22 protein-coding genes are annotated in these 19,799 nt (G+C 67.9%); 16 read left to right on the forward strand and 6 right to left on the reverse strand.

Going from position 1 to position 19,799, the window contains the following annotated elements; all coding sequences use genetic code 11:
* The first annotated feature begins 9 nt into the window (after nt 1-9).
* From NL241_RS05870 to NL241_RS05920, 11 genes are all read left to right on the forward strand, one after another.
* A complete protein-coding gene (locus tag NL241_RS05870; RefSeq protein ID WP_494397010.1) occupies nt 10-1,368 on the forward strand; it encodes an amidase in 1,359 nt (452 codons plus the stop codon).
* A gap of 11 nt (nt 1,369-1,379) precedes the next feature.
* Nucleotides 1,380-1,574 (forward strand): hypothetical protein, encoded by a 195-nt coding sequence (locus NL241_RS05875; RefSeq protein ID WP_494397011.1) that lies wholly within the window; start codon nt 1,380-1,382, stop codon nt 1,572-1,574.
* A 14-nt stretch (nt 1,575-1,588) separates the two neighbouring features.
* On the forward strand, nt 1,589-2,986 hold the full coding sequence (locus tag NL241_RS05880) for an amidase (RefSeq protein ID WP_494397012.1): 1,398 nt from the start codon (nt 1,589-1,591) through the stop codon (nt 2,984-2,986).
* Nucleotides 2,986-3,426 (forward strand): urease accessory protein UreE, encoded by a 441-nt coding sequence (gene ureE / locus NL241_RS05885; RefSeq protein WP_494397013.1) that lies wholly within the window; start codon nt 2,986-2,988, stop codon nt 3,424-3,426. Before NL241_RS05880 ends, ureE begins: the two co-directional genes overlap by 1 nt.
* Nucleotides 3,419-4,078: an urease accessory protein UreF gene (locus NL241_RS05890; RefSeq protein WP_494397014.1), complete on the forward strand. Its 660-nt coding sequence runs from the start codon at nt 3,419-3,421 to the stop codon at nt 4,076-4,078. The genes ureE and NL241_RS05890 overlap by 8 nt, the downstream gene beginning before the upstream one ends.
* An 8-nt stretch (nt 4,079-4,086) precedes the next feature.
* Nucleotides 4,087-4,719 (forward strand): urease subunit beta, encoded by a 633-nt coding sequence (gene ureB, locus NL241_RS05895; protein WP_494397015.1) that lies wholly within the window; start codon nt 4,087-4,089, stop codon nt 4,717-4,719.
* Complete coding sequence (ureC, locus tag NL241_RS05900; RefSeq protein WP_487691795.1) at nt 4,716-6,422, forward strand: urease subunit alpha; 1,707 nt, start codon at nt 4,716-4,718, stop codon at nt 6,420-6,422. The genes ureB and ureC overlap by 4 nt, the downstream gene beginning before the upstream one ends.
* Nucleotides 6,419-7,024 (forward strand): urease accessory protein UreG, encoded by a 606-nt coding sequence (ureG, locus tag NL241_RS05905; protein ID WP_487691794.1) that lies wholly within the window; start codon nt 6,419-6,421, stop codon nt 7,022-7,024. Before ureC ends, ureG begins: the two co-directional genes overlap by 4 nt.
* Nucleotides 7,021-7,800 (forward strand): urease accessory protein UreD, encoded by a 780-nt coding sequence (locus tag NL241_RS05910; RefSeq protein ID WP_494397016.1) that lies wholly within the window; start codon nt 7,021-7,023, stop codon nt 7,798-7,800. The genes ureG and NL241_RS05910 overlap by 4 nt, the downstream gene beginning before the upstream one ends.
* Nucleotides 7,801-7,934: 134 nt before the next feature.
* Complete coding sequence (gene pat / locus NL241_RS05915) at nt 7,935-8,915, forward strand: acetyltransferase Pat (protein ID WP_494397017.1); 981 nt, start codon at nt 7,935-7,937, stop codon at nt 8,913-8,915.
* A gap of 13 nt (nt 8,916-8,928) precedes the next feature.
* Nucleotides 8,929-9,750 carry a shikimate 5-dehydrogenase gene (locus tag NL241_RS05920; RefSeq protein WP_494397018.1) on the forward strand — a complete coding sequence of 274 codons (822 nt, stop codon included), beginning with the start codon at nt 8,929-8,931 and terminating at the stop codon, nt 9,748-9,750.
* A gap of 4 nt (nt 9,751-9,754) precedes the next feature.
* On the opposite strand, the gene lpqN is transcribed toward NL241_RS05920, so the two are convergent.
* On the reverse strand, nt 9,755-10,462 hold the full coding sequence (lpqN, locus tag NL241_RS05925) for an envelope biogenesis lipoprotein LpqN (RefSeq protein WP_487691790.1): 708 nt from the start codon (nt 10,460-10,462) through the stop codon (nt 9,755-9,757).
* A 93-nt stretch (nt 10,463-10,555) separates the two neighbouring features.
* Here lpqN and NL241_RS05930 point away from each other — a divergent pair, with 93 nt between their 5' ends.
* From NL241_RS05930 to NL241_RS05940, 3 genes are read left to right on the forward strand one after another with little or no spacing between them, the layout of a single operon-like run.
* The gene (locus NL241_RS05930; RefSeq protein ID WP_487691788.1) at nt 10,556-11,032 is read left to right on the forward strand and encodes a TspO/MBR family protein; all 477 of its coding nucleotides are present in this window, start codon (nt 10,556-10,558) and stop codon (nt 11,030-11,032) included.
* A 27-nt stretch (nt 11,033-11,059) separates the two neighbouring features.
* Nucleotides 11,060-11,737: a DUF5642 family protein gene (locus NL241_RS05935; RefSeq protein ID WP_487691787.1), complete on the forward strand. Its 678-nt coding sequence runs from the start codon at nt 11,060-11,062 to the stop codon at nt 11,735-11,737.
* Between the two features lie 11 nt (nt 11,738-11,748).
* Nucleotides 11,749-12,432, forward strand: coding sequence for a DUF5642 family protein (locus NL241_RS05940; RefSeq protein WP_494397019.1), 684 nt, complete (start codon nt 11,749-11,751; stop codon nt 12,430-12,432).
* Between the two features lie 7 nt (nt 12,433-12,439).
* Here NL241_RS05940 and NL241_RS05945 read toward each other — a convergent pair whose 3' ends face one another.
* Both NL241_RS05945 and soxR read right to left on the reverse strand, forming a co-directional pair.
* Nucleotides 12,440-13,045, reverse strand: coding sequence for an alpha-ketoglutarate-dependent dioxygenase AlkB (locus NL241_RS05945; protein WP_487691785.1), 606 nt, complete (start codon nt 13,043-13,045; stop codon nt 12,440-12,442).
* A gap of 55 nt (nt 13,046-13,100) precedes the next feature.
* Nucleotides 13,101-13,532: a redox-sensitive transcriptional activator SoxR gene (soxR, locus tag NL241_RS05950; protein WP_487691784.1), complete on the reverse strand. Its 432-nt coding sequence runs from the start codon at nt 13,530-13,532 to the stop codon at nt 13,101-13,103.
* A 47-nt stretch (nt 13,533-13,579) separates the two neighbouring features.
* Here soxR and arcA point away from each other — a divergent pair, with 47 nt between their 5' ends.
* Complete coding sequence (arcA, locus tag NL241_RS05955) at nt 13,580-14,788, forward strand: arginine deiminase (protein ID WP_487691783.1); 1,209 nt, start codon at nt 13,580-13,582, stop codon at nt 14,786-14,788.
* Between the two features lie 6 nt (nt 14,789-14,794).
* Here arcA and NL241_RS05960 read toward each other — a convergent pair whose 3' ends face one another.
* Nucleotides 14,795-15,625 (reverse strand): type IV toxin-antitoxin system AbiEi family antitoxin, encoded by an 831-nt coding sequence (locus NL241_RS05960; RefSeq protein WP_487691782.1) that lies wholly within the window; start codon nt 15,623-15,625, stop codon nt 14,795-14,797.
* Nucleotides 15,626-16,173: 548 nt separating this feature from the next.
* Nucleotides 16,174-17,718 (reverse strand): dolichyl-phosphate-mannose--protein mannosyltransferase, encoded by a 1,545-nt coding sequence (locus tag NL241_RS05965; RefSeq protein ID WP_487691781.1) that lies wholly within the window; start codon nt 17,716-17,718, stop codon nt 16,174-16,176.
* A 35-nt stretch (nt 17,719-17,753) separates the two neighbouring features.
* Here NL241_RS05965 and rsmI point away from each other — a divergent pair, with 35 nt between their 5' ends.
* Entirely contained in the window at nt 17,754-18,584 is an 831-nt protein-coding gene (gene rsmI, locus NL241_RS05970) for a 16S rRNA (cytidine(1402)-2'-O)-methyltransferase (RefSeq protein ID WP_494397020.1), read from the forward strand.
* Here the strand turns inward: rsmI and NL241_RS05975 are convergent.
* Nucleotides 18,554-19,798 (reverse strand): aminodeoxychorismate synthase component I, encoded by a 1,245-nt coding sequence (locus NL241_RS05975; RefSeq protein WP_494397021.1) that lies wholly within the window; start codon nt 19,796-19,798, stop codon nt 18,554-18,556. The two genes, rsmI and NL241_RS05975, sit on opposite strands and share 31 nt — an antisense overlap.
* Nucleotide 19,799 lies beyond the last annotated feature (1 nt).

Raw genomic sequence — 19,799 nt, forward strand, 5'->3', positions numbered from 1 at the left:
GACAACACCATGACCGACACACTGACCGACACCACCGTCGGCGATCTGGACCCGGTGGGCGCGGTGCGCGCCGCCCTGGCGCAGATCTCCCACACCGAGGACAAGATCCACGCGTTCGCCGCCGTCTTCGCCGATGAGGCGCTGGCCGTGGCACAGCAGCAACGCGACACCGGCGCCACCGGCCCGCTGGCCGGAGTCCCGGTGGTGGTCAAGGACATCTACGACGTCGGCGGATACCGTACGGGCAACGGATCCCTGGGTGCGCCTGAGCATCTGGCGCTCGAGGATTCCGAGGCGGTGCGGCGGCTGCGGGCCGCCGGCGCGATCATCCTCGGCAAGACCACCACGCACGAGTACGCCTACGGCGTGAACACCCCACCCACCCGCAACCCGTGGTCGCTGGACCGCATCCCCGGCGGCTCCAGCGGCGGTACCGGCGCGGCCATCGCCGCGGGCGTGACCACCGCCGGGCTGGGCACCGACACCGGTGGCTCGATCCGCATTCCGGCCGCCCTGTGCGGGGTCACCGGACACAAACCCACCTTCGGCACGGTGAGCCGCCGAGGGGTCAGTGCGCTCAGCTCGACGCTGGATCACACCGGCCCGCTGGGGCGCACCGTCGACGACGTGGTGGCGCTGCTGGAGGTGATCGCCGGACACGACCCGGCTGACCCGTTCAGCAGCAACGCCGCCGTTCCCGACTTCCGCGGTGAATTCGGGCGTGGGACACAGGGTTTGACCATCGGGATCGCCGAGGACTACTTCTGCGACCGGCTCGACGCGGACGTCGCGACGACATTCGAGGCGGCCCTGCGGACGCTGGAACGCGCCGGGGCCACCATCCGCCCCGTCACATTCCCCGACGTCGAGCTGAGTTCGGACGTGGTGAAAGTGGTGTGCGGTGTCGAGGCCGCCGCCTGGCACGCCAGGCAGACCGGGATGAGTCCCGGCAAGTTCGGCGCTGATGTCCAGGAGGCTCTGGCCGCCGGTGCCGCCTACACCGGGGTGGACTATCTGGACGGACTGCGGGCCCGAGCCGCCGTCATCGCCGGCATGGACACCATGTTCGCCTCCGGTATCGATCTGTTGGCCTCGGCGACCATCCCGATGACCGCACCGCCGTACGGCTCGACGGAAGTACCGTTCGGCGGTCAGGTCACCCCGATCCTGTGGGCGATCAACGCTCTGACCGTTCCGGCGAACGTCACCGGGATGCCCGCCCTGACCGTGCCCGCCGGATTCGGTGGGGACGGGCTGCCGATCGGCTTGCAGCTGATGGGCCGGCCCGGCGCCGATGCGGGCGTGCTGGGCGCCGGGCGAGCGTTCGAGAAGCTCGCCGGCTGTGTTGACGTACCCCTACCCATCTGAGAGGAGAAGCCATGTCTGACAGTGACATTCCATCTGAGGAAGCCATCGCGGCGGTCTTCGACTTCGCCGGCGTGACGGTGCCCGCGGAACGGTTGGCCGAGCACTACGAGACGTACTCGTCGACGCTCGCGCTGATCCGCAAGGCATCCACACCCGGTTTGGGCGAAACCGTGCCCGCCGTCGGGTTCAAAGCCAGCTGGGACTGAACGAAAGGTACGTCATGGAACTGTACGAACTCCCGCTGATCGAGGTCGCCGCCAAGATCCAGGCCAAGGAGGTCTCGCCGGTCGAGGTGGCGCAGTCGTCACTGGACCGGCTCGCCGAAACGGAGCCGCTGCTCACCGCCTTCGTCACCGTCACCCCCGAACTGGCGCTGGAGCAAGCCAAACTGGCCGAGAAGGAGATCGCCGACGGAAACTACCGTGGGCCGCTGCACGGCATTCCGCTGGGCGTCAAGGATCTGTACGACACCGCCGGGGTGAAGACCACCTCCAGCTCGGCGCAGCGCGAGGAACACGTGCCCGACACCGACTGCGCATCGGTGACCAAGTTGTACGACGCCGGGATGGTGCTGATCGGCAAGACCCACACCCATGAATTCGCCTACGGGGCCACCACTCCCACCACGGGTAACCCCTGGGCGCCGGACCGCACACCGGGCGGTTCCAGCGGCGGTTCAGGTGCCGCGGTGGGTGCGGGCGTCGTCCACGTCGCCCTCGGAAGTGACACCGGCGGTTCGATCCGCATCCCGGCCTCGCTGTGCGGGACCGTCGGCCTGAAACCGACCTTCGGTCGCGCATCCCGCGTCGGCGTCGCCTCGTTGTCCTGGTCGCTCGATCACGTCGGGCCCCTGAGCCGCAACGTGATCGACTCCGCGCTGGTGATGGCGGCCATGTCCGGTTACGACCGCCGGGATCCCGCCACCGTGGATGTGCCGGTGCCGGATATGGTCAGCGGTATCGGTGCCGGGGTGGCGGGCAAGAAGATCGGGATCCCGGCCAACTACTACAACCAGCAACTGGACCCCGAAGCGGCCGCGGCGGCCCAGGCTGCCGCCACCACCCTGCAAGGTCTGGGCGCCGAACTGGTGGAGGTCACGATCCCGTTGGCCGAGCACATCATTCCCACCGAATGGGCGATCATGATGCCCGAGGCCGCCGCCTACCATCAGGACCACCTGCGGGATTCGCCGGAGAAGTTCACCGACGAGGTGCGTACCCTGCTGGAAACCGGTGCCGCCGAACTGGCCACCGATTACGTCAACGCGTTGCGCCTGCGGACGTTGATCCAAGCAGCATGGAAAGAGATGTTCAGCGATATCGATGTGCTGTTGGCGCCCACCCTGGTGGGGCCGGCCACACTGCGCTCCGACCCGTTCATCACCTGGCCGGACGGCAGCGTCGAAGCGGCCACGGCCGCGTACGTGCGGTACTCGGCGCCGGCCAACGTCACCGGCTTGCCCTCTCTGTCGGTACCCGCCGGCTTCACCGACGAAGGGCTGCCGCTGGGCGTACAGATCCTCGGAAAGCCGTTCGCGGAGCCCGAGATCCTGCAAGTGGGCTACGCGCTGGAGCAGAACACCGACGTGGTCGGCAAGATCGCGCCGGTCGCCGCCTGATGCAGCTCCTCGAGCGCATCGTCGGGTGGACCTCCGACGATGCCGTCGCCGGCCGGTTGCACGACCTGCAACACCAGCATGCGGTCGAGTACGTCCATCTCGATGTCCACGACCTGGATCGCAAGCGCCTGCGGGTGACCTCTGATGCAGGTGTCGACTACGCGGTGGTGCTGCCACGGGACAGTGCACTGGCCGACGGGGCGGTGCTGCTCCTGGAGACGGACCGGGCCGTGGTGGTGCGCGCCGGGGCGCCGCAGACACTGACCCTGCGGGCCGTCGACGCGGCGGCGGCACTGCGGCTGGGGTTCCTGGCCGGTCACCTGCACTGGAAGGTCGATCAGCACACCGACACGCTGGTGGTACACCTGCAGGGGCCGGAGCCGGACTACACCGCGCGGATCGCCGACCTCCTCGAGAGCGGACAGGTCCGGCGTGCCTGAGCTGGGACAGTTGCTGGCCGCAATCCGGTTCGGCGACAGCGCGTTTCCTTCCGGCGGGTTCGCGTTCTCGTCGGGTCTGGAGGGCTCCTACCGCGACGGCCTGGTTCACGATGAGGATGACGTCACCGCATTCGCCTCCGAACAACTGGAGGGTCGTTGGCATCACTGCGACCGGGTGCTCATGAGGCAGGCCTGGGCGCAGCGTGACCCTGCGGGGGTGGACGGCCTCGCCGAAGCGGTCGCCACAATGTCGGTGCTGCGGGAGGCCTCCCGGCGCGCCGGTGCCGCCACGTTGAGCACCTTCTCGATGATCGTCGACGGCGGTGTCACCGAGTACCGCAGCCGTGTCGTCGCGGGAACCGTGCCCGGGCACTTGCCGGTGGCGCAAGCCGTTTGCCTCCGGGCGGCCGGTGTCACCTTGGAGACGGCCGAAACCATCGCGGCGTGGCAGGTGCTCTCCGGAATAGTCGGTGCCGCCATCCGCCTCGGCATCATCGGACATCTCGGTGGGCAACGGGTGAACTCGGCGTGCACCCCTGTGCTTCTCGACCTGCTGCGGCGTGAACCCCGCGACACCCCCGCCGCCTTCACCGCCTACGCCGATATCGCCGCCCAACGCCGCGGCGACGGCATCCGGCTTTTCGCCAGTTAGGAGCATCTGTGAATCTGACGCCCACCGAGATCGAGCGGCTCACGCTGTTCAGTGCCGCAGAACTGGCGCGACGCAATCTCCGCGAGGGAGTACTGCTGAGCCATCCGGAAGCGGTGGCGCTGCTGGTCGACGAGGTGATGCTGGCGGCCCGCAAGAACCTGGCCTACGACGAGGTGATCGACCGCGCCGCGGCGCTGTTGCGCGCCGATCAGTGCGAGCCGGGGGTGCCGGACATGGTGCGCATCGTGACGATGGACGCTCCGTTTCCCGACGGCACCAAACTGGTGACGCTGATCGACCCGATCATCCCGGGGCGCAACGATATCCAGCCCGGCGAGATCATCGTCGGCGACCAACCGGTCGAACTGTTCCCCGGCGTGGAGCGGGTCTCGCTGACCGTCGTCAACCGCGGTGATCGGGATATCCAGGTACGCAGCCAAACCCACTTCTTCGAGACCAACGCCGCTCTGGAGTTCGACCGGCGCGCAGCGTGGGGGTACAAACTGGACGTCGCCTCGGGCGCCGGGGTGCGCTTCGAACCCGGAATCCCGGTGGATGTGCGATTGGTGCCCATGGCGGGGGACCGGGTGATCCACGGCTTCTCGGGCACGTGTGACGGACCGCTGGAGGCGGTGCGGTGACGAGTATCGATCGCGCGGCCTATGCGCGGGTGTTCGGGCCCACGACGGGGGACCGGGTGCGCTTGGCCGACTCCGACCTCTTCGTCGAAGTGGAACACGACTACACCGTTGCGGGTTACGAACTCCTGAGCGGCGCAGGCAAATCCGTGCGTGACGGGGAAGGCTACCGGCCGTCGACGACGGTGGCCGACGGTGCGCTGGACTACGTGATCATGAACGCCTTGATCGTCGATGCGGTGGCCGGAATCGTCAAAGCCGACATCGGTATTCGCGACGGCCGGATTGTCGGTATCGGCAAGGCGGGCAATCCGGATGTCATGCCTGGGATCACCGAGGGCATGGTGGTGGGCACGGCCACCACGCCCATTCCCGCCGAAGGCATGATCGTCACCGCCGGCGCCATCGAAACCCATGCGCATCTGATCTCACCGCAGCAGACCGAACATGCCCTGTCCACGGGCACCACCACATTGATCGGCGGCTCCCTGGGGCCGACGTTCGAGGTGGCCACCGGCGGTCCCCGCAATCTCGGGTTGTTCCTCAAGGCGGGGGAGTACTCGCCGATGAACTATGTTCCGTTCGGCCGCGGTTCGTCGGATCCTGCCGCGGTGCTGGAGATGGTGGCCGCAGGCGCGGGTGCGGTGAAGATCCACGAGGATTTCGGTGCGTCACCCTCGATCATCGACAAGACGCTGACAGCAGCCGATTCCGCTGACTTCGCGGTGCATCTGCACACCGATTCGATCAACGAGTTCGGCTTCTCCGAGACCACGATGTCGACCATCGGCGACCGCACCATCCACCTGTACCACATCGAAGGCGCCGGCGGTGGACACGCGCCCGACCTGATCCGGTGCGTCAGCTACGACAACGTCATCCCGGGCACCACCAACCCCACCAACCCGTACACCCTGGGCGGACTCGACGAAGGGGTGCCGATGACCATGCTGGCGCACCTGATGAACTGGGAAGCGCCCGAGGACATCGCGTTCGCCGAGGCGCGCATCCGGCCGCAGACCATGATCGCCGAAGACTTCCTGCACGACATGGGGGCCATCTCCATCTTCGGCAGCGATACCCAGGGGATGGGCCGGGTGGCGGAGAACATCGCCAACTGCTGGCAATTGGCCGCGGTGATGAAGCAGCGGGTGGGCCGGCTTCCGGAGGAGAAGACCGTGGCTGCCGACAACGAGCGGGTGAAGCGCTATATCGCGAAACTGACCATCAATCCCGCCATTTCGGTAGGCGTCGATGCACACATCGGCTCGGTCGAGGTGGGCAAGGTGGCCGACCTGGTGATCTGGCAGCCGGCGTTCTTCGGCGTGAAGCCGCGTCAGGTGCTCAAGAACGGTTTTGTGGCCTGGGCCGCACTGGGGGATGCCGCCGGGTCCATCTCCTCATCCGAGCCGGTGATCCAGCGCCCGAACTGGGGTGCCCTCGGTGACGCCGCCGCCGAACTCGGATTTGTGTTCATGTCCTCACTCGCCGTCGATGCCGGCGTGCCGGAGCGACTGGGGTTACGCAAGAACGTCCTGCCCATCACCTCGGTGCGGAGTCTGCGCAAGAAGGACATGGTGCGCAACAGCGCGCTGCCGCACGTCGAGGTGGATCCGCGCACCTTCGACGTGTACGCCGATGGACAGCTGCTCACCGCGGAAGCGCCGGTTTCCGTGCCCTTTTCGAGAAAGTACATGCTGCGATGAAAGCTGCGCGCGTCGGTATCGGCGGACCGGTCGGTTCCGGTAAGACCGCGCTCGTCGAGGCGCTGCTGGCCGGGTTCGCTGCCCGGGGGCGGGTGCTGTCGGTGATCACCAACGACCTGGTGACCGCCGAGGATGCCGAGCGGGTGCGGCGCTCCGGGCTGATCGACCCGCGGCGGGTGCGGGCCGTCGAGGCGGGCGGCTGCCCGCACACCGTGATCCGGGAGGACCCGTCGCTGAATGTGGCGGCTGCGGACGCCTTGGAGGCCGAGTTCCCGGATACCGAGATGATCCTGCTGGAATCCGGCGGGGACAATCTGGCCTCGACCTTCTCGCGCGACCTGGTGGACTACTGGCTGTTCGTGATCGACGTCGCCGGCGGTGACGACATCCCGCGCAAGCGGGGGCCCGGTGTGCTGCGCTGTGACCTGTTGGTGGTCAACAAGGTCGACCTGGCCCCACACGTCGGGGTGGACCTGCCGCTGATGCTCAAAGAAGCCGATGACGTCCGCAATGGCCGTCCGGTGGTCGCGATCAGCGCCCGCGGCGGCGACGGCGTGGACGCGCTGATGGATGTGCTGGAACGGGAAGTGCTCTTCGTGTGAGCGCCGCCCTGGACCTGACCTTCGCCGCGGTCGGCGGGCGCACTGCGTTGACCCGCCGCCGTTATCGCTGGCCGTTGTTGGTCGGCCGGGTGTTCAGTGATCCCGCCCGGCCCTGTGTCGGAGCGGTGACCATCCAGAATGCCGCGGGCACGCTGATACCCGGCGATGTGGTGGTGCAACGTATCCGTGCGGTGGACCGCGGATCAGCGGTGGTGCGGGGCCAGGGTGCCACCACGGTGAGCGGGATTGCCGATGGCGCCGTCACAGTGGAGGACACCGAGCTGGGGGTCGACGGACACAGTGACCTGGTGTTCGATCCCGCACCGCGCATCCTGACCCCGCATGCCCGCTACCGGCAGTGCACCCGGGTGCGCGTGGAACCTGGCGGCCGGGCGGTCCTGTGCGACGCGGTGGTGCTGCATCCCGACCTGACCGATGAGCTGTTCGGCAGCTACGAATCCGTGGTGCAGGTGTGCGGTCCCGACGGGGTTCTCCTGGCGCGCGACGCCCAATTGTTGGAGGCGATGCCGCGAGTTCGCCGTGCCCCCACAGCATTTGCCACGGTGTACGTCATCGGCGCAGGTTCCCTACCGCACACCGACGATGTCGAGTCCCTTGCCGTACTGAACGGCGATCGACCGGTGTACCTCGGGGGCAGTGCGCTGCCGAACGACTGCGGTTGGGCTGTGCGGATCTCGGCAGCCGACGGCGGCGTGCTGCGCTCAGCGATCACCGCGGTGCTGGCGCTTGCCGAATCGGTGGTACCCGCGGCGTAGTGGTGCGCCCCCCGGTTTACGAATTCAGCGAGCCCGTCACGCCCGGCCCTCACATGTTCACTCCGCCTCATCGGCCCCGAGTTGCCGGGGCACTCCGGTAACGTTTGAACCATCGGAAGGACGATGACGTGGCGATGAGCTTAGTCCAGCGTGCCAGCGACCTCGCAGCCCTCTCGGTGTTCGCTGACTGCTTCGGCGCCGACCTGTATCCGCTGGCCAGAGAGCTGAAGCCGATCAAGGCCGGCGTGGGTGAGACCCTGATGACCCAGGGCGATTCCGCCGACTTCTTCCTGATCATCCACCACGGCCGGGTCGAGATCTCACGCGAGAGTGACGACGGCTATTCGTTTGTCACCGACGTCGCATCCGGGCGCATCGTCGGCGAAATCGCGTTGCTACGGCATTCGCCGCGCACCGCGACCGTCACGGCGATCGAAGAGCTCGACGGGTGGGTCGGCGGGGACCAGGCGTTCGACGAATTGATCGAACTGCCGGGTGTGCTCGCGATGCTCATCCGCACCGCCCGCCAGCGCCTCGCGGCGTTCATCACTCCGATCCCGATGACCACGACCGACGGGACCCGGCTACTGGTGCGGCCGGTGCTGCCCGGCGACAGTGCGCGCACCACGAACGGGCCCGTCGAGTTCTCCAGCGAAACGCTCTACCGGCGATTCCAGTCGCCGCGGGTGCCCACCGAAGCGCTGATGCGCTACCTGTTCGAAGTCGATTACGTCGACCACTTCGTCTGGGTGGTCACCACCGAGAACGGCGATGTCGTGGCCGACGCGCGTTACGTGCGCGACGAACGTGACAGCAGCACCGCCGAGATCGCGTTCACGGTGGGTGACGAGTATCAGGGCCGGGGGATCGGGACCTACTTGATGGGTGCGTTGGCGGTGGCGGCCCGGGTGGCCGGGGTCAAGACCTTTTCGGGTCGGGTGCTGTCGGAGAATCTGGCGATGCGCACCATCTTCAACAGAGCCGGCGCCCGCTGGGAACGGGAGGACCTGGGAATCGTCACCACCGTGGTGGACGTGCCCACCGCGCTGCCGTTTGACAGCAAGACCGAGAAACGCATCGAAGATGTTGCCCGCCAGATGATCCGGGCCTTGTAGGGCAGGAGCGGCGATGACACGACCACCGCTGTCGAAGGACACCACGCTGTGCATCTCGCTGGCCGCGCGGCCCAGCAACATCGGCACCCGGTTCCACAACCACCTCTACGACCAACTCGGACTGGACTTCCTCTACAAGGCGTTCACCACCACCGACATCGTGGCGGCCATCGGCGGGGTCCGGGCGCTGGGGATTCGCGGTTGCTCGGTGTCGATGCCGTTCAAACAGGATGTGCTCGCGCTCGTCGACCACGTGGAGGATTCCGCGCGGGTGATCAATTCGGTGAACACGATCGTCAACGACAACGGCGTGCTGACCGCGGCGAACACCGACTACATCGCGATCGAGAAACTGATCGCGCAGTACGGCCTGAACCCGCAGCAGACGGTGCTGGTCCACGGCAGTGGCGGCATGGCCAGCGCGGTGGGATCAGCGTTCCGCGACAAGGGGTTTCAGCAGGGAACGTTGGTCGCGCGCAACGAAACGGCCGGCCCCGAGCTGGCAGAGCGGCTCGGCTATCACTGGCGTCCCCATGTCGGCGGGGCGACGGCCTCGATCATCGTGAACGTGACCCCGGTCGGCATGGCAGGGGGACCCGAAGAACACGACAGCCCGTTTGACGCCGACATGATCGCCGCTGCCGACACCGTGTTCGACGTGGTGGCGTTGCCGTCGGAGACGCCGCTGATCGTCGCGGCCCGCTCGGCGGGCAAGCAGGTGATCACCGGAGCCGAGGTGATCGCCCTGCAAGCCGCCGAACAGTTCGAGCGCTACACCGGGGTGCGGCCGTCGCCCGAGCAGATCGCCGAAGCGTCGAGGATCTCGCGGGCCTGATAACTCAGGCGGCGGTGATCTTCGTCTGCTGGTCGATGAGTGCCGTGGCGTCGCCGAGGAGAGGGGCTTCGCTCTGGTCGGCATAGGCATTGAGCTGCAGCACGAACACTCCGTCATCGGCGGGGATGACGACAGTCTTCTGCGCGATCATGCCTTTGCGGCCATCGATCTCATAAGCGCCGGCGATCTGGAACGCCTCGAATCCGCTCAGCTGGTTGCGGGTGCCCGGGTTCATCGGCTGCCAGCCGGGCATGTTCTGCAACTCGCCCGGGGCGTACTGGAGCAGCTTCTCGGTGTCGACGTCACCGGTCAGCTTCGACATCAGCGCCAGGATCCGGGGCGGGTTCCCCGGCACCGCGCTACCGGGGAAGAAAATGGCGCCGTACGGTGCCTCGGCGAGATCGTCGCGCTGCTGCCAACCGGGGGGGACCGGGAGGTTGACCGTGGGGGTGCCGGGATCGCCACGCTTGACCCCGGATTCCTGGATGCCGTTCTGGACGATGTAGTCCTGGATGGTCTCGTTGGCGCCGGCCGGCTGGGCCGGTGTCGGGGATGCGGCCTCCGCGGAGGTGGTCGAGGTCTCTTCCTCCACGCTGCTGGTGGTCGACGAGCTGGTGGCCTCGGTCGACGAGTCCGAGCCGCAGCCCACGAGGGCGAGGCCGAGGGCGAGCGCGGTGATGCCCGCACCAGCGACTGAGGTGAGCTTCTTCATCGGTGTGGTCTCCTTCGAGATGGTTCTCCCCGGGCAGCCTACGGTGAGCAAAGCACCGGCGGGTGACGAAAAGGCGACAGGTAGCGTCAGACCATGCCCTCACGCACCTTGATCGCGACCGGACTCGGCACCGCGGCCGCGGCCGTCATCGGAAGCATCGCCAGCAAGGCCGGTGTCGAAACCTGGTACCCGACGTTGAAGAAGCCGTCCTACGTGCCGCCCAACGGAGTGTTCCCGGTGGCCTGGACCACGCTGTACGGCGATATCGCCATCACCTCGGCCGGCACCATCGACAAGCTGCGCGCCCAGAATCCCGCCGAAGCACGCGCGTACATCGCCGCACTGGGCACCAACCTGGTGCTCAACGCGAGCTGGAGTTGGTTGTTCTTCAAAGCGCACAAGCTCGGCCCTTCGGCGATCGCGGCGGGAGCGCTGGCACTCAGCAGTGCGGACCTGGCGCGGCGCACGGCAAAGGTGAATCCACAAGCGGGACTTGCGCTTGCGCCGTATCCGCTGTGGTGCACATTCGCCACGGTGATGTCGTCCGATATCTGGCGCCTCAACCGCTGACGCATCCGCCTGTGGTAGTAAGGGCCGGTGAAGTCATTGACGCTGGGCGTCCTGACTGTCACCGTGCTGGCCGCGTGCGCAGCGCCGAGCGTGCCCCCGGCAACCGAACCGTCGCCCACCGCGGCGCCGGAGTTGCACACCGCCGACGTCGACCCTGACCGCATCCGGCGGATCCGGCCGGAACTGCCCGAGGGCTACGAGGTCGCCGAGGTCGGCGGTTACGCCTCGTCACCGGTGGCGTTCTGGGGGTTCGGCCGCGGATGGACAGCGGAGCCGCCGCAGTGCGCCGCGCTGGTGGACCCGATGCCCGACGGACCGGCACAGGGCGTGTCGGGATCCGGACCGGGCGGAATCATCCATGTCGTGGTGGTGTCGGGCGGCACGGGTCTGGTGGGGCTGGACCCCGTGCTCCTCGCCGAGTGCGGCCGGTGGGCGATGAACTACGGGGGGTCCTCAGCCGAGGTGAGCCTGGTGGATGCGCCGGTGATCGACGGCGCGGCCACGCTCGGCGCCAGCAGCGTGATCCGTAACGTGGTGGAATCCGGAACCGAAACCGATTCGCGGGCTGAAACTTTCATGGCGTACGTCGGTGAGCACATGGTGTTCGTCACATTGGTGACGGATCCCGGATCGATCGATGTGCCGCTGCCGCCGCAGTACGCCAGTGACCTACTGGTGACGGCGGTCGGCACTTTGCGTGGGTAGATTGACCCTCGATGTGGATTCGCAAAGCAATCGTCGTCATCCCGGTTGCCCTCGCGAGCGTCGGCGCACTCGCCGGATGCTCCTCGGGTGAAGGTGAGGCGGCCGAGGATTCGTCGGCCGATATCGCCAAGGTCTCCGAGCTGAAAGGTTCTTTCGGACCGGAGTTCAAGGTCACCGAGGTGCCCACCACCGGCATCGACCCCAAGCTGCTCGCGGCGCAGAAACTGCCGGAAGGGCTGAAATTCGAACCGGCCGATTGCGCGCAGTTCGCCGCGGGCCAGCAGATGCCCGCCGACCTCAAGGGCAACATGGCGGCGGTGTCGGCTGAAGGGGAAGGTCTGCGGTTCATCACCATCGCGATGGAGACCAGCGAACCCGTCCCGACGGTCGAACGGCCCGACAACTGCCAGAAGGTGAATTTCGCCGGCGGAGCACTGCGCGGCACCGTCGAGGTGGTCCCGACACCCCAGATCGACGGGGTGCAGACCCAGGGCGTGCATCGCGTGCTGCAGACCACCGTCAACGGCAAACCGCAGACCGGGGAGATCTACAGCTATCTGGCGCACTTCGGCGACTACCAGGTGATCGTGACGGCCAATCCCCTGGTGGTTCCCGACAAGCCGGTGGTGCCGGTGGACACGGCGCGCGCGGAGAAGTTGCTGTCGGACGCTGTGGCCGCCATCCGCGCGGGCTGACGCGGCACTAGCGCACGTCGCGGGGCCGGAACTGGATGCTGATCCGGGGCCCGGTCGGCTTGCTGGTTTTCGGGATGGCGTGTTCCCACGTCCGCTGACACGACCCGCCCATCACCAGCAGGTCGCCATGGCCGTGCTGGATGCGCAGCGACTGCCCGCCGCCGCGGGGCCGTAACGCGAATGTGCGTGCGGCACCCAGGCTCACGATCGCGACCATGGTGTCTTCGGTGCTGCTGCGGCCGACGGTGTCGCCGTGCCAGGCCACACTGTCGTTGCCGTCGCGATACAGGCACAGGCCTGCGCTGACAAATGGTTCGCCCAGTTCGCCGGCGTAGATGTCGTTGAGTCGCCGGCGGAGTTGCTTGAGGGCCGGGTGGGGCACCGGCCCCTCGAGCAGGTTGTGAAAGCTGACCAGTCGCGGGACATCGAGCACGCGGTCATACATTTTGCGGCGCTCGGCGCGCCACGGTACTGCCTCGCGCAGTTCGTCGAACAGCGTGCGGGCGTACTCGACGTCCTCGATCCACCCCGAGCGGACGTCGATCCACGCGCCGTTGGACAGGGTGCGGCGCTCTTCATGGTCGAACAGGGAATCCTGAACTGCCACAGACACGTGTTCCACTGTATCGCACACGCGTTCGAAAACCGCGAGCGAAGCGACGGGATGTCTAGAGCCGCGCGGCGCCCGGCCCGTTCTCGGCGAGTACGTCACCGGGGTTGGAGAGCATGCACGTCTTCAAGCTCAGGCAGCCGCAGCCGATGCAGTCGGCGAGGTTGTCGCGCAGGCGCTGCAGGTGCAGGATGCGGTCGTCGAGATCCTGCCGCCAGCCCGCCGACAACTTGGCCCAGTCCTTGCTGGTGGGCACCCGGTCGGTGGGCAGCGTCGCCAGCGCTTCACGCACCCTGGCCAGCGGGATGCCCAGGCGCTGCGACATCCGGATGAAAGCGACCCGGCGCAGGGTGTCGCGGGCGTAGCGGCGCTGATTACCCGAGGTGCGACGGCTGCTGATCAAGCCTTCGCGCTCGTAGAAATGCAGCGCGGAGACCGCGACGCCGGCCCGGTGGGCCAGCTCCCCGGGAGCCAGATCGTTGGTCTCCATACACCTGAACAATAGTTGAGGCACGGAATCGCGCTACGGTGCTAGACGTGAGTGTCGCCCAGCTTGGCTCGAATTCCGAGGTCGGCAGGTTGCGGGTGGTGATCCTGCATCGGCCGGGCGCCGAGCTGCAGCGGCTGACTCCCCGCAACAACGACACGCTGCTCTTCGACGGCCTGCCCTGGGTGTCGCGTGCGCAGGAGGAGCACGACGCCTTCGCCGCGCTGTTGCGTTCGCGCGGTGTCGAAGTGCTGCTGCTGCCCGACTTGTTGTCCGAAGCGCTGGCCAGCGGCGCGGCACGCATGCACGGGATCTCCGCGGCGGTGGATGCCCGCCGGCTGGGATTACCGCTGTCGCAGGAACTCGCAGCGTACCTGCGCACCCTCGACGCCCATTCGCTGGCTCATGTGCTGATGGCGGGCATGACCTTTGACGAGTTGCCGTTCGGCGAGCAGGAACTGTCGCTGGTGCGCCGTATGCATCATGGCGCCGATTTTGTGATCGACCCGCTGCCCAATCTGCTGTTCACCCGGGACTCGTCGTTCTGGATCGGGCCGCGGGTGGCCATCACCTCCCTGTCGATGCCGGCCCGGATCCGCGAGACTTCGCTGACCGACCTCATCTATGCCCATCACCCGCGGTTCCTGGGAGTGCGACGGGCATACGAGTCGCGGTCGGCACCGGTGGAAGGCGGGGACGTGCTCCTGCTGGCGCCCGGTGTGGTGGCGGTCGGGGTGGGGGAGCGCACCACCCCCGCGGGTGCGGAGGCGTTGGCGCGCAGCCTGTTCGACGACGATCTGGCGCACACCGTGCTGGCCGTGCCGATTGCGCAGGAACGCGCTCAGATGCACCTCGACACGGTGTGCACGATGGTCGACACCGACGCTGTGGTGATGTACCCGAACATCGTGGACTCGTTGTCGGCGTTCACGATTCACCGGGTCGACGGCGGCGGGGTCAAGATCGACCGGGCCGCGCCGTTTGTTGATGCCGCGGCCGACGCGATGGGAATCGCCAAGCTGCGGGTGATCGACACCGGTCTGGATCCCGTCACGGCCGAGCGGGAGCAGTGGGATGACGGCAACAACACTCTGGCCCTGGCGCCGGGAGTCGTCGTCGCCTACGAACGCAACACCGAAACCAATGCGCGACTGGAGGATTCGGGTATCGAGGTGCTGCGCATCGCGGCATCCGAACTGGGTACCGGCCGGGGCGGGCCGCGGTGTATGTCGTGTCCGGCGGCGCGCGACCCGCTGTAGTTCCGTTCAGAACAGGCCCCGGCACTTTTGGACATGGAACGCCTCACGGACCCAGTGGGCGGTGGTCGTCAGCTTCTCGTCCGCCGGGACGAAGAGGTTGATCCAGTTCATCAGTTGCAGGATGTTGCTGCGGCTGAGTTGGTCGCCTTTGTCGAGCAGGTGGGCGGGGGTGAGCCCGATCCGCTGTTGTTCCCAACCCAGTGGAACGATGGCGGACCGCGCGCCGTTGTTCACCCAGATCTGCGTGGCGGGTTTCGGTAGGCCGGCGTCAACCATCGCCACACGCAGCTCGGTTTCGCGCGGCGTCTTGGCGCCACCGTCCATGAGTCGCAACGGATCCCAGCACTCTCTGATGTTGGGGACCGCCCGGTAGCGGTGGGTCAGCGCGGCGATCTCGGTCCGCGAGATGCCGGTGACGGCCGCCAGCGCGTCGAGGTGTTTCACCGCGACGAGGCGTGGGTGGTGACGGGCGAGGTCGAGCGCCGTGCGCGCCGGCGAGGTGATCAACACACCGGATGTGAGCCTCCGAACTTCGTCGTCGTGGTGGCGTTCTCTTCTGGTGATCAGTCTGGGGTCGGAGGATCTCCTGCTGGTGAGCACTTCGATGGGCGCGTCGACGTCAATCCAGGTGACTCCGTGAAGCGCTGCGGCCGCGATACCGGTGATGACGCCTGTGCGTCCCGACCACAGCCAAGCGGACTCCGCGTAGTCGACGACCGTCGGTTCGCAATCGCGTGGCAGATACACGTCGGTGAGCACCCGGGTGTACCGGGCGCGGAGTTGGCCTCGGGTCAGGATGCCCGCGGCCAAGAGTTCGCTGCCGATGATTGCTCGCATCACGGGTCATCGTGACGCGCGATGACGGCGCCCTGTCGCGCCGCCAACCGCCGACGCCGTCAACTGGGGATCAATCACCAGGTGTGTATGGATCCTGGGTGCTACGCCCGGGTGCAGCTGAGGGTCGTGTGGTTGGCGCGGGTCGGGGTGTGTGGCGGTCGTGGGCTGCGCCGGTGGGGGCGGTTGGCGGTGTTTGGGGGTTGGTGGCGCAGGTGGGGGTTGTTGGGCAGTCCCAATGGGCGGCGGCCGGCGACCGTGGACTGCGGATCGGCATAGCGTGCGGGGTGGGATATGGCCGCGGGGGAGTTCCTGCGCGGTGGTGCGGGGCGGCACCACCCGACTGTCCGGGTGCTACGCCCGGGTGCAGCTGAGGGTCGTGTGGTTGGCGCGGGTCGGGGTGTGTGGCGGTCGTGGGCTGCGCCGGTGGGGGCGGTTGGCGGTGTTTGGGGGTTGGTGGCGCAGGTGGGGGTTGTTGGGCAGTCCCAGTGGGCGGCGGCCGGCGACCGTGGACTGCGGATCGGCGTAGCACCCAGGAGGGGAACCCGGAGCTAGCGCCAACTGGGCAGCCAGATCTGCATGTTCCAGGTGGCCTGGGAGATGGGCAGTCCGGTCAACACCGGGAACAACCACGCGAAGTTCGTCACGACCAGCGCCATGTAGAAGCACACGACGAGCAACCCCAGGGTCCGGCGCTCAGCGTTCTGATTGCGTTTGTAGAGGATGTCGCCGCAGATGAGCGCGATCGCCATCACCATGAACGGTGCCATGGTGGCGGCGTAGAAGAAGTACATCTGCCGGTCGATGTCGGCGAACCACGGCAGCCAGCCGGCGCAGTAGCCGACCAACACCACGGCGTAGCGCCAGTCCCGGCGGATGAAGGTGCGCCACGCCGTGTACAGCAGCACCGGAACCGCGAGCCACCACATCGCCGGGGTGCCGACGAGCATGACCGCCTTCACACAGGACTGCACACCGCAGCCGGGGACGTTGTCCTGATCGATCGCATAGAGCACGGGCCGCAGCGACATCGGCCAGGTCCACGGTTTGGATTCCCACGGGTGGTGGTTGCCCGCGGCGTTGGTCAGCCCGGAATGGAACTCATAGGCCTTGGCCGTGTAGTACCAGAGCGAGCGGATGGCATCGGGTGGCTGCCACCACTGCCGTTCGCCGATTTCCTGCCCAGCGGCGTGCCGGTCCACCGCGGTCTCGGACGCGAACCAGCCCCAGAAGCTGGCCAGATAAACCGCCAGCGGAATCACACCCATGACGTAGGCGGTGGGGCCGAGATCGCGCCGCAGCGTTCCCAGCCACGGCCGCGGCACCCGGTACTGACGACGGGCGGCCACATCGAAAGCCAGCGACATCAGCCCGAAGAACAACACGAAGTACAGGCCCGACCACTTCGTCGCGCACGCCAGGCCCAGCAGTACGCCGGCGCCGAAGCGCCACCACCGCACCCCGAGGCGAGGGCCCCACGGCGTTTCGTTGATGCGGCCGTCGAGCAGCGCGTTGTGCATCCGCATCCGCACCTGGTCGCGGTCGACGATGAGCGCCCCGAACGCGGCGACGACGAAAAACACCAGAAACCCGTCCAGCAGCGCCGTCCGGGCCGTCACGAACGACACACTCTCGGCGACCAACAGCACTCCGGCGATCCCGCCGACCAGTGTGGACCGGCTGATCCGCCGGACCGTCCTGGCCGCCAGCGCCACCATGATCACGCCGAGCAGCGCTCCGGTGAACCGCCAACCGAGCCCGTTGTAGCCGAAGATCCACTCGCCGATCGCGATCAGTTGCTTGCCCAGCGGCGGGTGCACCACCAGCCCATAACCGGGGTTGTCCTCGATCCCGCCGTTGTGCAGCACCTGCCACGCCTGGGGGGCGTAATGCTTCTCGTCGAAGACCGGGGTGCCGCCGTCGGTGGGCGACTGCAGATTCAGGAATCGTGTCACCAATGCCAGCGCGGTGACGATCGCGGTCATGATCCAGCCGTTCGCCCGGTCGACGGGACCGAAATCGGCGACGGGGACGAGCGGGCCGGGGCTGATCACGGGTACGGCACGCTCCGGCAGCACAGTGGTGGGAGCGGTCATCGGCTGCGATTTTACGGACCGTAGGCTCGCATCCCATGAGTGGTGGCCGTCTGCTGCTGGGCGCCACGCCCCTGGGGCAACCTGGCGACGCGTCGGCACGCCTACGTGACGCTCTGGCAACCGCCGATATCGTCGCCGCCGAGGACACCCGGCGGATCCGGACGCTGGCCACCGCGCTGGAGGTTCGGCTGGGCGGCCGGGTGGTCAGCCTGTTCGACCAGAACGAGCAGGCACGAGCGCCCGCCCTGATCGAGGACATGAAAGCCGGCGCGACGGTGCTGGCGGTCACCGACGCGGGCATGCCGTTGATCAGTGACCCCGGTTACCGGCTGGTGGCCGGCTGCGTCGAGGCCGGGATACCGGTGAGCTGCCTGCCCGGTCCGTCGGCCGTCACCACGGCGCTGGCGGTGTCGGGTCTGCCGTCGGACCGCTTCTGCTTCGAGGGCTTCGCGCCGCGGAAGGCCCGCCGGGCGTGGCTCGGCATGCTGGCCGCCGAGCAGCGCACCTGCGTGTTCTTCGAGTCACCGCGCCGTCTGGCCGACCTGCTTCTTGAGGCCGCCGACGTGCTGGGCGGCGACCGCCGGGCCGTGGTGTGTCGCGAGCTGACCAAAACCCACGAGGACATCGTCCGCGGCACCCTGGCCGAACTCGCCGAGTGGGCTGCCGACGGCGTACTGGGCGAGATCACGGTTGTGCTCGCCGGAGCGGTTCCGCAGGTGGATCTCGACACCTTGGTGGCCGAGGTCGTCGAACTGACGGAACAAGGGGTGCGGGTCAAGGACGCGTGCCAGCAGGTGGTGGCCGCACACCCCGGCGCGCCATCGCGGCGCGCGCTCTACGACGCCGTGCTCAAGTCGCGCGACTGAGGCAGGCCGATCGTCGGCGCCGCCTTGTGCAGGCATTCCGCCCACTCGGCGGCCGGGTCCGAATCGGCGGTGATCCCGCCGCCGACCCCCAGCACCGCACGGGAGTGCGCGTCGAACTCCACGGTCCGGATGGCGACGTTCAGTTCGGTGCCCGCCACCGGTGACGCCAGCCCGACGGTGCCGCAATAGACACCGCGACGACGTGGTTCCCACCCCGAAAGCAGTTCGCGCGCACGCTGTTTAGGGGTGCCCGTGACGGACGCCGGCGGGAAGGTGACCTCCAGCAGTTCCCGGTTGGTGACGGTCGTGGGCACCTCGGCGGCGACGGTCGACACCAGATGCCACACCCCGGGGGCGGGCCGGACCGCCAGCAGTTCCGGCACCCGCACCGTCCCCGTGGCCGCAACGCGGCCCAGGTCGTTGCGGACCAGGTCGACGATCATGACGTTCTCGGCGACGTCCTTGACCGACTCGCGCAGCAGGGCCGGATCGGCGTGCAACGGCAACGTGCCCTTGATCGGGCTCGACCACACGGTCTGGCCGCGGCGGCGCAGGAACAGCTCAGGTGACAGCGACGCCACCGCGCCCCACCGCCCGGCGACGAACGCCGCGCGGGCCGGGGAGGTGCGCCCCACCGCGTCGGCGAAGAATTCCAGCGGCTCGCCGCGCAGCTCGCCGGTGAACTGGGTGCACACGCAGGCCTGGTACACCTCGCCGGCGCCGATCGCGTCCAGGCAGGCCAGCACCCCGGCCTCATGGGTGGCCCGATCCGGGGCGGACCAATCGATGCGCCACGGTCTGGCCGCGACCGCGACACCGAGGGCGTCGCGCAACCAGTCCGGCATGGGCGCGCCCGTCAGATCCTCGAACCACCACACCCCGTCGTCGTCGCGGCGCAGGACACAATCGGTCCAGCCGCCCGCCGCCTCCGGGACGCGGTGCGCGGTGCCGTCGGCGCCGGCGTCGGGATAGGACAGATAACCGAGCCAGCCACCGCCCACCGCGCCACCGCCGCCGGTACCCGGTTCGACATCGAAGGCCTGCTGCGGCGGCGTCGGCTCGGCGCACAGTGTCGGCGCGATCACCGCTGACGACCCGAACCAGTCGCCGGACAACGCGGCCGGTGGGGCCAATCCCAGCCGGGTGGTGGCAGCGGCGACAGCGCGCAACACGACGGGTGAACCGCCGAGACTGCCCAGCCGGTCGATGCGCATG

It is taken from the genome of Mycolicibacterium sp. SMGY-1XX, assembly GCF_059132455.1.

Bases quoted from the DNA above. Each gene is read 5' to 3' on its own strand.
- NL241_RS05870 (WP_494397010.1), top strand. From the start codon at position 10: ATGACCGACACACTGACCGACACCACCGTCGGCGATCTGGACCCGGTG.
- NL241_RS05875 (WP_494397011.1), top strand. From the start codon at position 1,380: ATGTCTGACAGTGACATTCCATCTGAGGAAGCCATCGCGGCGGTCTTC.
- NL241_RS05940 (WP_494397019.1), top strand. From the start codon at position 11,749: ATGTGGATTCGCAAAGCAATCGTCGTCATCCCGGTTGCCCTCGCGAGC.
- ureG (WP_487691794.1), top strand. From the start codon at position 6,419: ATGAAAGCTGCGCGCGTCGGTATCGGCGGACCGGTCGGTTCCGGTAAG.
- ureE (WP_494397013.1), top strand. From the start codon at position 2,986: ATGCAGCTCCTCGAGCGCATCGTCGGGTGGACCTCCGACGATGCCGTC.
- soxR (WP_487691784.1), bottom strand. From the start codon at position 13,532: ATGGAGACCAACGATCTGGCTCCCGGGGAGCTGGCCCACCGGGCCGGC.
- NL241_RS05930 (WP_487691788.1), top strand. From the start codon at position 10,556: ATGCCCTCACGCACCTTGATCGCGACCGGACTCGGCACCGCGGCCGCG.
- NL241_RS05975 (WP_494397021.1), bottom strand. From the start codon at position 19,798: ATGCGCATCGACCGGCTGGGCAGTCTCGGCGGTTCACCCGTCGTGTTG.
- NL241_RS05960 (WP_487691782.1), bottom strand. From the start codon at position 15,625: ATGCGAGCAATCATCGGCAGCGAACTCTTGGCCGCGGGCATCCTGACC.
- lpqN (WP_487691790.1), bottom strand. From the start codon at position 10,462: ATGAAGAAGCTCACCTCAGTCGCTGGTGCGGGCATCACCGCGCTCGCC.
- NL241_RS05880 (WP_494397012.1), top strand. From the start codon at position 1,589: ATGGAACTGTACGAACTCCCGCTGATCGAGGTCGCCGCCAAGATCCAG.
- NL241_RS05920 (WP_494397018.1), top strand. From the start codon at position 8,929: ATGACACGACCACCGCTGTCGAAGGACACCACGCTGTGCATCTCGCTG.
- NL241_RS05965 (WP_487691781.1), bottom strand. From the start codon at position 17,718: ATGACCGCTCCCACCACTGTGCTGCCGGAGCGTGCCGTACCCGTGATC.
- rsmI (WP_494397020.1), top strand. From the start codon at position 17,754: ATGAGTGGTGGCCGTCTGCTGCTGGGCGCCACGCCCCTGGGGCAACCT.
- pat (WP_494397017.1), top strand. From the start codon at position 7,935: ATGAGCTTAGTCCAGCGTGCCAGCGACCTCGCAGCCCTCTCGGTGTTC.